Origin of the sequence: Xanthomonas vasicola (assembly GCF_000772705.2) — a bacterium.
GTDB classification, from domain to species: domain Bacteria; phylum Pseudomonadota; class Gammaproteobacteria; order Xanthomonadales; family Xanthomonadaceae; genus Xanthomonas; species Xanthomonas vasicola.
Window position 1 is genome coordinate 22,287 of the sequence record NZ_JSBW02000052.1, and the last position, 12,571, is coordinate 34,857.

Annotated in this window: 12 protein-coding genes; 1 reads left to right on the top strand and 11 read right to left on the bottom strand. The window is 63.0% G+C overall.

The window, feature by feature from the left end:
* Positions 1-30: 30 nt before the first annotated feature.
* The 5 genes from NX05_RS14900 to rlmD all read right to left on the bottom strand — a co-directional run bounded on the left by NX05_RS14900 (position 31) and on the right by rlmD (position 5,756).
* Positions 31-1,608 (bottom strand): cryptochrome/photolyase family protein, encoded by a 1,578-nt coding sequence (locus NX05_RS14900; RefSeq protein ID WP_039435736.1) that lies wholly within the window; start codon positions 1,606-1,608, stop codon positions 31-33.
* A gap of 178 nt (positions 1,609-1,786) precedes the next feature.
* Positions 1,787-2,821 (bottom strand): NAD(P)/FAD-dependent oxidoreductase, encoded by a 1,035-nt coding sequence (locus NX05_RS14905; RefSeq protein WP_039435582.1) that lies wholly within the window; start codon positions 2,819-2,821, stop codon positions 1,787-1,789.
* Positions 2,822-2,837: 16 nt separating this feature from the next.
* Positions 2,838-3,521: a DsbA family oxidoreductase gene (locus NX05_RS14910; RefSeq protein WP_039435738.1), complete on the bottom strand. Its 684-nt coding sequence runs from the start codon at positions 3,519-3,521 to the stop codon at positions 2,838-2,840.
* 221 nt (positions 3,522-3,742) lie between these two features.
* Positions 3,743-4,240: a CYTH domain-containing protein gene (locus NX05_RS14915; protein ID WP_039435585.1), complete on the bottom strand. Its 498-nt coding sequence runs from the start codon at positions 4,238-4,240 to the stop codon at positions 3,743-3,745.
* A 181-nt stretch (positions 4,241-4,421) separates the two neighbouring features.
* A complete protein-coding gene (rlmD, locus tag NX05_RS14920) occupies positions 4,422-5,756 on the bottom strand; it encodes a 23S rRNA (uracil(1939)-C(5))-methyltransferase RlmD (RefSeq protein ID WP_039435587.1) in 1,335 nt (444 codons plus the stop codon).
* A gap of 155 nt (positions 5,757-5,911) precedes the next feature.
* Here rlmD and NX05_RS14925 point away from each other — a divergent pair, with 155 nt between their 5' ends.
* A complete protein-coding gene (locus NX05_RS14925) occupies positions 5,912-6,634 on the top strand; it encodes a response regulator (RefSeq protein WP_039435590.1) in 723 nt (240 codons plus the stop codon).
* Between the two features lie 137 nt (positions 6,635-6,771).
* On the opposite strand, the gene recO is transcribed toward NX05_RS14925, so the two are convergent.
* The 6 genes from recO to lepA all read right to left on the bottom strand — a co-directional run bounded on the left by recO (position 6,772) and on the right by lepA (position 12,388).
* Positions 6,772-7,494 (bottom strand): DNA repair protein RecO, encoded by a 723-nt coding sequence (recO, locus tag NX05_RS14930; protein WP_039435593.1) that lies wholly within the window; start codon positions 7,492-7,494, stop codon positions 6,772-6,774.
* A 223-nt stretch (positions 7,495-7,717) separates the two neighbouring features.
* Positions 7,718-8,617 (bottom strand): GTPase Era, encoded by a 900-nt coding sequence (gene era, locus NX05_RS14935; RefSeq protein WP_039435595.1) that lies wholly within the window; start codon positions 8,615-8,617, stop codon positions 7,718-7,720.
* Positions 8,614-9,294 carry a ribonuclease III gene (gene rnc, locus NX05_RS14940; RefSeq protein ID WP_039435599.1) on the bottom strand — a complete coding sequence of 227 codons (681 nt, stop codon included), beginning with the start codon at positions 9,292-9,294 and terminating at the stop codon, positions 8,614-8,616. Before rnc ends, era begins: the two co-directional genes overlap by 4 nt.
* Entirely contained in the window at positions 9,284-9,691 is a 408-nt protein-coding gene (locus NX05_RS14945; RefSeq protein ID WP_026112285.1) for a DUF4845 domain-containing protein, read from the bottom strand. The genes rnc and NX05_RS14945 overlap by 11 nt, the downstream gene beginning before the upstream one ends.
* Entirely contained in the window at positions 9,692-10,492 is an 801-nt protein-coding gene (lepB, locus tag NX05_RS14950) for a signal peptidase I (protein ID WP_010365965.1), read from the bottom strand.
* Positions 10,493-10,597: 105 nt separating this feature from the next.
* Entirely contained in the window at positions 10,598-12,388 is a 1,791-nt protein-coding gene (gene lepA, locus NX05_RS14955) for a translation elongation factor 4 (RefSeq protein ID WP_039435602.1), read from the bottom strand.
* Positions 12,389-12,571: the final 183 nt, after the last annotated feature.

A 12,571-nucleotide genomic window follows, 5' to 3' on the forward strand; every position in this document is an offset into this window, starting at 1 on the left:
TGCGCCCCCCGTCTGCCATTACGGGCAGACTTACAGCACCTCGAGATGGGCTCGCCAATGCGCAGCCTGGGCCTGTACCTGCGCAAGCACCTCGGGCGCCATGCCGTCGAGCTGGCGGTACGGCATCGCCAAGCGTTCGTTGGCGCCCAGCAGCGGGCGCTGGCGCTGCAGAAAATCCCAGTACAGCGCGTTGTAAGGACAGGAATTCGCTCCAACCCGCAGCTTGCGCTGGTACCGGCAGCCACTGCAGTAATCGCTCATGCGATCGATGTAGGCCGCGCCGCTGATATATGGCTTGCTGCCGAGCAGGCCGCCATCGGCGAACTGGCTCATGCCCACCGTATTGGGCAGTTCCACCCACTCGAAGGCGTCGATGTACACACCCAGGTACCAGCGATGCAGCGCCTGCGGGTCCAGCCCCGCCAGCAGCGCGAAATTGCCGATCACCATCAGCCGCTGGATGTGATGTGCATGCGCATTAGCCAGCGAATTACCGACCGCATCGGCCAGGCAGCGCATGCCGATCTGCCCATCCCAGAACCAGTGCGGCAGCGGTGCATGCTGATCGAGGCGATTCAACTGCGCGTAGCCCGGCATCTGCGACCAATACACACCGCGCACGTATTCACGCCAGCCCAGAATCTGCCGGATGAAGCCTTCCACCGACGCCAGCGGTGCATGCCCTTGCCGCCAGGCAGCTTCGGCACGCGCGATCACTTCACGTGGATGCAGCATCTTGACGTTGAGCGCAAACGACAACAGCGAATGGAACAGCCGTGGGCTGCGTGTGCTCATCGCATCTTCGTAGCGGCCGAAGTCCGATAAGGCGTGTGCGATGAATGCATCCAGATGCTGCAAGGCTTCTTCGCGATCAAGTGGCCATGGCAGGGCTTGCGCATTCGGCGCACCGAAACTGCGCACGCCGGCGGCTTCGATCGTGCGCCACAGCGCACTGTGATCGTGCGTTGCGCGCCAATCCTTCGGCGCAGGCGGGTCGCCCGGCCACGGCGCACGATTGTCGTGATCGAAGTTCCAGCGCCCGCCTTCCGGTTCGCCTACCGCGTCGAGCAAGATCCGATGCTGGCGCCGCATGCGCCGATAAAACGCTTCCATGCGCCACGCGCTGCCGGCGCGAAAACAGGCGGCGACTTCGTTGCGCGCGGTTAGAAAATGTTCGCTGTCGACCATGCGCGTGGCAAATAGCTGCCCGGCACTCCACTGCTGCAGTGCTTCGTCCAGCCGCCACTCGTCCGGGGCCTGGTACTCCAGGTGTCCGGCGCGGTAATGCGCCATCAAGGCATCGAGGTTGTGCGGGATCGACTGCCGGTTGCTGGCGTTGTCGATCGTTACATAGCGCACCCGATGCCCCGCCCGCCGCAAGCCTGCGGCGAACGCGCGCATTGCCGCGAAGATTGCCAGGATCTTCTGCGCGTGATGCAGCACGTAGTCGGTTTCCTCGCGCACTTCCATCAGCACGTAGACCACGCCGGCATCACGCGTTGCGAACCAGCTGTGCTGCCGATTGAGCTGATCACCCAGAATAAGACGCAGCGTGTGGACCGGCGTTTGCGCGGTGGCGTCTGCTGTGGACGCGCTGGAATCAGGCATCAGTACGGCGCCCAAACATGCGGGGTGCAACGGCGCGTACCTGCTGACGCATTGGGTGGGAAAGCGTTCGATCCGGCAGACACACTCTGGTCACCGTGGCCACATGCGCGCACGACTGCCATGAGATAAGCATTGCCTTGCACGCACCACGATCTTTTCTGCGATGCCCGCCACAGCGTCAGTCGCAAACGCTTCGCAATACATCGCCAGCACACACGCGCTGCGCCAACGCTACCCCGCTCTGCCATGCGCCCTCGACCTTGCCCCCTGCCAGCCAGTCGCCGCACATGCCCAGGCCAAGCTGCGCGTCCCACACGCAGCCGATCTGCAACGCGGGGTTGCTGCTGGCGACTGTCCAAAAAAAAGCATCACAGTACTGCGGCGTCGGCAAACCGAGCGCTGCAAGCTCCGGCACGATGCTGGCAATGACGTCCGTGGGCGTCGCGTCGCAATGCACCTGGCTCCACTCGGCAGTAGCGTGCAACAGCCAGGTCTCGATGCCTGCACGCGCAGGCTTACTTGAGTTGCGTGCTACCCAGCGCAACGGGCCGTTATTGACGAACAGTGCGTCGTAGCCCGGATCGACTGGCCCATCGAAATGCGCGATCACCGCCCACGCAGGCTGCATCTGCGCGTGTTGGGCAATCGACGAAAACGCAGGCGCGATCGGTGGGAATAATTTAGCCGCATTCGGTGTGGGAACAGCCAATAGCACCGCATCGAACATGTGCGCTGCTGTGTCTTGCGCGCACGACACGCTCCACCCTTGCCCGCTGCGCTGCAGCGCATGCACCTCGGTAGACAGACGAATATCTAAATGCACTGCAAGTGCCCTGGCCGGCGCAGCCATATCGGGAACGCCCACATACCGCGTCAGCGCGCTGTGTGAGTGGCTTAACTGCGCGCCGTCCCAGCTTGCGATGCGTGCCTGCCAGGGTGCGGCGATGCCAGCGTCGATCCAGGCATCCACAACCGCGGCAAACGCAGGATCGCGCGCAGTGAAATATTGCGCGCCGTGATCGCATTGCCAATGATCGCCTGTGCAGTGACGCATGCGGCCACCCGGCGCATCGACCTGATCGAACACCGTCACGGCATAGCCCGCCGCCTGCAGCTGCTGCGCACAGACCAGACCGGCCAACCCGGCGCCAATCACAGCCACCTTTTGCACGCGGGCAGGTAACCTCATGCGGTCGCGCGCGTGCCGGTACATGCAGCAAGCATGTGGGTCACACCGCGCAGCCGTCCGGCCCGCAGGCATCCGGCCCGCCGACTGGTGTCGATTCGGCCCCCAACTGCAGCAAGGCCTGCGCAAAACTCTCCGGCGGCTGCGCGCCCTGGATCAAGGCACGACCGTCGATCACGAAACTGGGCACCGCGCGAATGCCTAATGCAGCAGCCTGCGCCAGCTGCGCCTGCACTTCGACGATACCTTCGTCGGACTCCAGCATCGCCTGCACGCGGGCCGCAGCAAGACCGCCAGCCTCACCGGCACGCACCAGCGTTTCGGTCCCGCCCACATTTTGGCCTTCGGCAAAATGCGCATGAAACAGCGCTTCCATCACCGCATCCACATCGCCCTCGTGGCTAGCCAGCCAGATCAACCGATGCGCGCGAAGCGTGCTGACCTGGACCTGCCCACGGCCGAAATCCAGCGGCAATCCTTCCGCCTGCGCGGTGGCCTGGGTCTGCGCCAGGATCTGCTCGACCCGCGCAGCACCGCCGAACTTCAGCGCCAGCGCTTCGCGCAACGGCGTCGGCTCCAAGCCGGCATCGGGATCGAGTTGAAATGTGTGGTAGTGAATGTCCAAGGCTGGCGCCTGCGCGCCAAGCGCAGCGATGGCAGCCTGGAAACGGCGCTTGCCGATCCAGCACCAGGGGCACACTACGTCGGACCAGATGTCGATGCGCATGAGCGGGAATTCGTTGGTGGGGGTTGGGGATTTGTGGAGCATAAGCGGGATTGGGCAGTCGCGAAGCGTTTGCGCACGCAGGGATTGGGGATTCGGGATTAGGGATTCGCCAAACAGTGGCCTTGCGCCGAGCGCCATCTGCTTTTACCAATCCCAAATCCCAAATCAGTTCCCCAGCGCACGGAGCCGCATATCCGCCTTTGCGAATCCCAAATCCCGAATCACAACTTCGCGCCCCACTGCTTAAACGGATGCGAGGCCAGCGCCAGGTTGTAATAGCGCACGTCGTCGGTGACTTCGGTCCCGATCCAATCAGGCGTGGCAAACGCTTCATCGGCGTGTTCGAGTTCGATCTCTGCCACCACCAGCCCGGCGTTGTCACCGAGGAATTCATCGACCTCCCACACATGGCCCTGGTAGGCGACCAGATGCCGGCGTTTGTCGACCAAACCACCCACGCACAGCGCCAGCAACGCGCGGGCATCGGCAGGCGGAATCGGGTATTCGAACTCCTGCCGCGTGTGCCCCACTTCGCGCGATTTTAGATTGAGAAACGCACTTTCGCCCTGAATCCGCACCCGCACCGACGCATTCTGCGTGCCGCTACGCAGCGCCGCCTGATCGTTGATGTAGCCCTGCGCCATCGGAATCACCGCATGCGCGGCGTTGCGCCAACCGTCGCCGGTGACCAGGAATTTGCGTTCGATTTCTACGGGCATGAGAGTGGGGATTCGCGAGTGGGATTGGTTAAAGCAGGAGCTAGTGCCGATCACGTCAACACATATCAATCCGCGGATTGCACTTGAATCCGGAATCAAGAGCCAGCAATGCGCGAGACAACACCGGCGATGGAGGGGCGAAAGGATTCGCTTCTGCGAATCCCGAATGCCGAATCCCCAATCAACGCCGCTCAAACACCGCAATGCTTTCCACGTGCGCAGTGTGAGGGAACATGTCCATCGCGCCCGCCGATACCAGCGTAAAGCCCTGCTCGTTGACCAGGTAGCCAGCGTCACGCGCCAGCGAGCCCGGATGGCAGCTCACATAGACGATGCGCTCGAATTTTCTCAGCGGCAGTTGCTGCAGCACCTCCAACGCGCCGGAGCGTGGCGGATCCAGCAGCAGCTTGTCGAAGCCCTGGCGCATCCAGGGCGTGTTGCGCTGATCCTGGGTCAAGTCGGCGGCGTAAAACTGCGCGTTCTCCAGACCATTGCGCTGGGCGTTGTCTTTGGCCCGCGCCACCAGCCCGGCGTCGCCTTCCACACCCACCACCTCGCGCACCACGCGCGCCAGCGGCAGGGTGAAATTACCCAGGCCGCAGAACAGGTCCAGCACGCGGTCGTCGGGCTTAGCGTCGAGCAGTGCCAGCGCGTGCGCGATCATCTTTTGATTGAGCGAAGCGTTGACCTGGATAAAGTCCAGCGGCCGGAATGCCAGTTCCACATCCCACTGCGGCAGGCGGAACGACAATGGCACTTCTTGCGGCCACAGCGGATGCACGCTGTCCACGCCACCAGGCTGCAGGAAGATCGCAAATCCGTGCTCTTGCGCAAATGCGATCCAGGCTTGTTGGTCGCGCTCGCTGAGCGGCTGCATATGGCGAATGGTCAATGCCACCGCATCGTCGCCGGCAATGAATTCGATCTGCGGGATGTCGCGCTTACCGTCCATGCCTTCGACCAGCGCGGCCAGCAACGGGATCTTCTCGCCGATCTGCGGGATCACCGTGTAGCAGACGGACAAATCGGCCACGAACCGCGGGTCGAGCTCGCGAAAGCCGATCAACGTCTTGTCCTTCTTCTCCACACGGCGCACGGAGAAGCGGCCCTTGCGCCGATAGCCCCAGTTATCGCCGGTCAGCGCAGGCAGCACGGCCTGCGGGGTGACGTGACCGATACGTTCAAGGTTGTCCATCAGCACGCGCTGCTTGGCGACGATCTGCTGCGATTCCTCCAGGTGCTGCAATACGCAACCGGCGCAAACACCAAAGTGCGGACAGCGCGGGGCCACGCGCTGCGGGGACGCCTCCAGCACTTCCACCGTCTTGGCCTCATCGAAATGACGGCTGCGGGCGGTGGGTTCGGCACGCACCAACTCACCTGGCAAGGCGCCGCTGATGAAGGTGACCTTGCCGCCCTCGCCGTCGCGGCGCGCCACCCCGCGGCCGTCATGGCTCAGGTCGGTGATCGCGGTCTGGAAGAGGGTACGGTCGAAACGGTTTCTGGTTCTGGCCACGTGGCGACAAGCTGCGGGCAAAAAGGGTGCGTATTGTCGCAGATGCGATCGACGGAGGCCGCGCTGGGCAGCGCAACAATTGTCGCGCCCCGCAAACCCAGGCAAACTGCCGCTGTGCGCGAATCAGGACGCGGCATCGCTGACAAGGAGGCAGCATGAACATGGCCACACGCCAGGAACCCTACCCACGCCTATTACTGGTGGAAGACGACCCGATCAGCCGCGGATTCTTGCAGGCCGTGTTGGACGGTCTTCCGGCCACGGTGGACTGTGCCGATTCCCTCTCTTCTGCACTCGACCGCGCGCGCGAACGTCGCCACGATCTCTGGCTGATCGACGTCAACCTTCCCGATGGCACCGGCAGCGGGCTACTGCGTGCGCTACGCCTGCTGCACCCGGACGTGCCGGCACTGGCGCACACCGCCGACACCAGCATGGCGATGCAGCACGGCCTGCAGTCCGACGGGTTTCTGGAAACGCTGGTCAAACCGCTGACCTCCGAGCGCCTCTTACAGGCGGTACGGCGCGGCCTTGCCCGCGGCCGCTACAGCGTTGCCCCGGTGGGCGTGCTGGACATCGCTGCCAGCGACTGGGACGAGGCGGCCGCACTCAGCGCACTCAACGGCCAGCAACACCACCTCAATGCCCTGCGCGAGCTGTTCCTGGCCGAACTTCCGGGCACCCGGGATGCGGTAGATTCGGCCCTGCAGATCAGCGACGAACAAGCATTACGCAACCACCTGCATCGGTTGCAGGCCAGCTGCGGTTTTGTCGGCGCGGCGCGGCTTGCTGGTGCAGTGCGCCTGCTGCGCGGCGACCCGCAATCGCGGACTGCGCGGACTCAATTCCATGCGGCGGTGGCGGCGTTGCTGCATTGAGAGGCTCGGCGTCGATCTGCTTTCCAGCTCGGCGCAGCGTTCGAAGCATTGCAGGTTTGCAGATTGAGATGTTCGCGTATGGCTGCGCTGACGGCACTGACACAGCAGCATCGCGTGCATGGACAGGGCCGGCCCGATCAGCGCCGCCGTGCCAGATCCTCAAGCATTTCCCAGGATTTCAGGCCGCGCCCACCTAGATGATGCAGCAGCACACTGCGCATGCTGCGGCGCAGGCCGGGCATATCGTCCGCGGCTGGCATGATGTCTTCACCCAACGCCAGCAGCGCCGCACCGGTGACGGTTTCACGGCGATCCTGCGCCAGCCGTTCGCTCAACACGCGCAAGGCGCCTTCCTGCGGATCAAGCCGATACCGCGCTGCCGGGTCAATCGGTTGCCCGTCGCTGTCGTGCTGCAGATCGAAGGCGAATCCCAGCCCTTCCAGCACGTCGCGCTCGAACCGGCGCAACCCCCATGCCAACGGCAGATTAGATGCCAGGTGCGTCCGCGCCTGCGCATAACAGGCATAGAGTTCGGGTACCGGATCATTGCGTGGGGCCAGCCGCAGCAACAGTTCGCTGATATAGAAACCGGCCAGCATGGTCTCGCCGACCAGTCGAGGCGCAGTATCCAGCGCTTCGGCCTGGCGCAACTGGGCCAGCTCGCCGCGCTGCACGGCGCTGAACTGGATCAGCTGCAATGGCTGCAAGGCAGCGCGCAAGGCCTGCTTGCGCGGCCCGTGCACGCCGCGCGCCAATAGCCCCACACGCCCATGCTGCTCGGTCAGCACTTCCACCAGCAGGCTGGTCTCGCGCCAGGCACGCACGTGCAGCACGAAACCGCGTTCGTGCTCGATCAGCATGCGCGGTAGAGCCGAGGCTGAGAATCGCGAGCCGGAGATTCGGTGAAGCCACAGGATCGGTCGTCTAATGGCGACGCGACGCAGCGATGTTTAGCCAAGCCGATACTGCCAGGGCGGCGCGCAGCCCTAGCGAATACAGAACAACATCGCTCCGACGATCTGCCGGCCAGCTGCTTGACCTGGCTTTGCCCGATTTCCGGGTCCCCGAGCCCCGGTCCTGACGTCATTCGTAGCCGAACGCCTTCAGCGCAGCTTCGTCGTCCGACCAGCCTTCGCGCACGCGCACCCAGGTTTCCAGGAAGACCTTGGCACCGAACAGCCGCTCCATCTGCAGGCGCGCCTTGCCGCCGATTTCCTTCAGACGCGTGCCGCCCTTGCCGATCACGATCGCCTTCTGGCCTTCGCGCTCGACCCAGATCACCGCACCGATCCGCAGCAGCGCGCCATCCTCGGCAAAGCGCTCGATTTCCACGGTGGTGGCGTACGGCAGTTCTTCGCCGAGCTGACGCATCAGCTGCTCGCGCACCAATTCGCCGGCCAGGAAGCGCTGGCTGCGGTCGGTGATCTCGTCTTCGCCGAACATCGCATCGGCTTCGGGCACCAGCTTGAGCAGGTCGGCGACCAGCGCCTCCAGGCCCTTGCGCTTGAGCGCCGATACCGGATGCACGGCGGCGAAGGTGCGGCCCTCGCTGACCTGGGCGAGGAACGGGAACAGCGCAGTCTTGTCCTTGAGGCGGTCGACCTTGTTAACCACCAGCACCACTGGCACCTGGGCATCGCTGAGCACGCGGAATGCCAGGGTGTCTTCCTCGTCCCAGCGGCCGGCTTCGATCACTAGCACCGCCGCGTCCACGCCTTCGAGCGAGCCGCGCGCCGCGCGATTCATCACCCGGTTCATCGCGCGCTTCTGCTCGCGGTGCAGCCCGGGGGTATCGACCAGCACCAGCTGTCCTTCCGGGAACGTGGCGATGCCCAACAGCCGATGACGCGTGGTCTGCGGCCGGTTGGAGACGATGCTGACCTTCGCGCCGACCAGGGCGTTGGTCAGGGTGGACTTGCCGACGTTGGGCCGGCCAATCACGGCAACGCTACCGCTACGGTGGGGGGAAGAGGTTTCGCTCACGTTTTTGAATCCAGTTGTGCGATGACAAGAGTCGCTGCCTGTTGCTCGGCAAGACGACGCGAGGTGCCCTGGCCCTCGGCACGGGCAGTGGGCTGCTCCAGAATGCAGGCGACGTGGAACTGCTTGGCATGTTCGTCGCCGCTCTCGCTGATCAGAGCGTAATTAGGCAGCGGCAGTTGGCGCGCCTGCAGCCATTCCTGCAACCGGGTCTTGGGATCTTTTTCGGCCTTGCCCACCGGCAGCGCCGCCAGTGAGGCTTCGAACCACGGCAGCACCACCGCACGACAACGCTCGAAACCGCAGTCTAGGTAAATGGCCGCGACAATCGCTTCGACCGCATCGGCCAGGATCGAATCGCGCCGATGGCCACCGGACTTCAGCTCGCCTGGACCCAGCGTCAGACGCTCGCCGAGGTTCAACGTGCGTCCGATCACTGCCAGCGCACCTTCGCGGACGAGTTCGGCACGCGCGCGGGTCAATGCGCCTTCATCGGCCTTGGGCCAACGTTGATACAGCGCTTCGGCGATCAACAGATTGACGATGCCGTCGCCGAGAAATTCCAGTCGCTCGTTATGCGGCGTCCCGGCGCTGCGATGCCGCAGCGCCTGGGCGAGCAGAGCCGGATCGGCAAATGCATGCCCGATCGGATCACCGCGCTGGAAGGTTCTATTCGACACCGCGCTTCGTCAGATCCTGTGCCGTATCGAACTTGCCAACCACATCCAAATTGCCAACCAGCTCGCGCCGGACTTCGTAGTTGACCTTCATGCGCCAGCCGCCTTCGATCCGCTCGAACTTGACGTTCTCACGCTTCACGCTTTCGGACGCATTGATGTCAAGCCGCTTGAAGAACATCTCCTGCAACTTGGACGGATCCATGTCGGCGCTGCCAACTTCATTGGCCAAGCCCTTCATCGACGTACGCACTGCGTAGTATTCCTGATACATCGGAAACAGCTTCATCCCGATGTACAGACCGAACCCCACCACCGCCAGCACCACCACGAACGACGTCAACGTCATACCGCTTTGCTTGCGCTTCATTGTGCTTCCCCTGGCACGCCGTGCGTGCATTTACTGGATTCCAGTCCCGATACGCGATGGATCGAAACTCCCCTTGCAGAACCACCCTTCGCAATTGAGCCAGATCAGGAACGCCTTGCCGCGCAGATTGGCTTCCGGCAGAAAGTGCGTTTGGGTCCAGAACCGGCTGTCTTCGCTGTTGTCGCGATTATCCCCCATCACGAAATAGCTGTCCGCCGGCACGGTCCAGTCACCCTGCCCGGCCGGCATGTTGCGGTCCAGCCACTCCAGCTCGGTATGGGTGCGGCCCGGCAGGTCCTCGACCAGCAGCGTGGTGCCGGTCATTTCAGCGCCCTTGCCCTTGCCGATGTACTCGCCCTTGACCGTGTAATGCATCGGCTTGTCATTGATGTACAGCGTATCGCCATGGAAGCCGATCCGGTCACCCGGCAGGCCCACCACGCGCTTGATCCAATTCTGGTCCGGCGCATGCGGCGGCTTGAACACCACCACGTCGCCACGCTTGGGCTCGCCGGTCGGAATGAACTTGGTATTGGTGATCGGCAGACGGAAACCGTACGCGAACTTGTTGACCAGGATGAAATCACCGATCAATAGATTGGGCATCATCGAACTGGACGGAATCTTGTACGGCTCGGCCACGAAGCTGCGCAGGATCAGCACCACTGCCAGCACCGGAAAAAAGGCGCGCGAGTAATCGATGATCGCCGGCTCGCTGTCCAGCAACCCTGCACGCGCGGCACGGCGCTTGGCCAAAAACAGCTTGTCCAGCAGCCAGATGAAGCCGCTGCCCAGCGTCAGGACAACCAGGATGATTTCAAACCATTTCATTGATGTTCCTTCGGAACGGGATTCGAGATTTGAGATTCGGGATTAGTAAGAGCAAGAGGATTGGCAAGCCGTTGCCAATCCCGAATGACGAATCCCGAATCCCTGCTACTTGTCCATCTGCAAAACAGCCAGGAAGGCTTCCTGCGGAATCTCCACGCGACCGACCTGCTTCATGCGCTTCTTGCCTTCTTTCTGCTTTTCCAGCAGCTTTTTCTTGCGCGAAACGTCGCCACCATAGCACTTGGCCAACACGTTCTTGCGCATCGCCTTGACTGTGGAGCGCGAGATGATTTGCGAGCCCACCGCAGCCTGGATCGCCACATCGAACATCTGCCGCGGGATCAACTCTTTCATCTTTTCGCACAACTCGCGGCCACGCCGATCCGCGTAGCTACGGTGCACGATGATGCTCAGCGCATCGACCTTGTCGCCGTTGATCAGCGTGTCCACACGCACGAACGGGCCGGGATCGAAACGCAGGAAGTGGTAGTCCAGCGAGGCATAACCGCGCGAGACCGACTTGAGCTTGTCGAAGAAGTCCAGCACCACTTCGGCCATCGGCAACTCGTAGCTGATCTGCACCTGGCTGCCCAGGTAATTGATGCCGATCTGGCTACCGCGCTTCTCTTCGCACAAGGTAATGATGTTGCCGACGTAATCGGGCGGCGTGAGGATGTTGGCGCGAATGATCGGTTCGCGGATCTCTTCCACGTTGTTGAGCGGCGGCAGCTTGGACGGGTTGTCCATCGGGATCACGCTGCCGTCGGTCTTGAGCACCTCGTAGACCACGGTGGGTGCGGTCGAAATCAGGTTGAGGTTGTACTCGCGCTCCAGGCGTTCCTGCACGATTTCCATATGCAGCATGCCGAGGAAGCCGCAGCGGAAGCCGAAGCCCATCGCTTCGGAGCTTTCCGGCTCGAAGCGCAGCGCGGCATCGTTCAGGCGCAGCTTGTCAAGCGCTTCGCGCAGGTCCGGGTAATCCTCGGCATCGACCGGAAACAGGCCAGCGAACACGCGCGGCTGCATTTCCTGGAAACCGGGCAATGCGTGCGGCGCCGGGTCGGCGGCCAGGGTCAGCGTGTCGCCGACCGGCGCGCCATGCACGTCCTTGATCGAGGCGTTGATCCAGCCCACTTCGCCGGCGCCCAGCGCAGACAATTCCTTGCGCTTGGGCGTAAACACGCCGACCTTGTCGACCAGATGCGTGCGGCCGGTGGACATCACCAGGATCTTGCTGCCCGGCTTGATCTCGCCCTGCATCACGCGCACCAGCGAGACCACGCCCAGGTAATTGTCGAACCAGGAATCGATGATCAGCGCCTGCAGCTTGTCGGTGTCGCGCGGCTTCGGCGGCGGGATGCGATGCACGATCGCCTCCAGCACCAGATCGATGTTCAAGCCGGTCTTGGCACTCACCGCCACCGCATCTTCGGCATCGATGCCGATCACCGCTTCGATTTCGGCCTTGGCACGGTCGACATCGGCGGTGGGCAGGTCGATCTTGTTGAGCACCGGCACCACTTCCAGGCCCTGCTCCACCGCGGTATAGCAATTGGCCACCGACTGCGCTTCCACGCCCTGCGCCGCATCCACCACCAGCAGCGCGCCTTCGCACGCGGCCAGCGAGCGGCTGACTTCATAGGAGAAGTCGACATGCCCGGGGGTGTCGATGAAGTTCAGGTGGTAGACCTGCCCGTCCTTTGCCGTGTACGGCAAGGACACCGACTGTGCCTTGATGGTGATGCCGCGTTCGCGCTCGATCGGGTTGGAGTCGAGGACCTGAGCCTCCATCTCGCGCGCCTGCAGGCCGCCGCACAGCTGGATGATCCGGTCGGCCAGGGTGGATTTCCCGTGGTCGACGTGGGCAATGATGGAGAAATTGCGGATGTTCCGCATTGAATCAGAGGACATTGAGGTGGGCGCCGGCGTTGCCGTCGTCATGGTAACGCAGCATTATCGCACGCTTTGAAGCAGGGATTAGGCAGTCTGGGTTGGGGATTCGAAAAGCAGAGCAGGAACAAATGCCCGCAAACGTGCACTTGCTCCTGCCAATCCCGAATCACCAATCCCCAATCCCGG

What these genes read in the sequence shown, in the direction of transcription:
- NX05_RS14900 (WP_039435736.1), bottom strand. Translation starts at nt 1,608, where the DNA reads ATGCCTGATTCCAGCGCGTCCACAGCAGACGCCACCGCGCAAACGCCG.
- NX05_RS14905 (WP_039435582.1), bottom strand. Translation starts at nt 2,821, where the DNA reads ATGTACCGGCACGCGCGCGACCGCATGAGGTTACCTGCCCGCGTGCAA.
- NX05_RS14910 (WP_039435738.1), bottom strand. Translation starts at nt 3,521, where the DNA reads ATGCGCATCGACATCTGGTCCGACGTAGTGTGCCCCTGGTGCTGGATC.
- NX05_RS14915 (WP_039435585.1), bottom strand. Translation starts at nt 4,240, where the DNA reads ATGCCCGTAGAAATCGAACGCAAATTCCTGGTCACCGGCGACGGTTGG.
- NX05_RS14925 (WP_039435590.1), top strand. Translation starts at nt 5,912, where the DNA reads ATGAACATGGCCACACGCCAGGAACCCTACCCACGCCTATTACTGGTG.
- recO (WP_039435593.1), bottom strand. Translation starts at nt 7,494, where the DNA reads ATGCTGATCGAGCACGAACGCGGTTTCGTGCTGCACGTGCGTGCCTGG.
- NX05_RS14945 (WP_026112285.1), bottom strand. Translation starts at nt 9,691, where the DNA reads ATGCACGCACGGCGTGCCAGGGGAAGCACAATGAAGCGCAAGCAAAGC.
- lepB (WP_010365965.1), bottom strand. Translation starts at nt 10,492, where the DNA reads ATGAAATGGTTTGAAATCATCCTGGTTGTCCTGACGCTGGGCAGCGGC.
- lepA (WP_039435602.1), bottom strand. Translation starts at nt 12,388, where the DNA reads ATGCGGAACATCCGCAATTTCTCCATCATTGCCCACGTCGACCACGGG.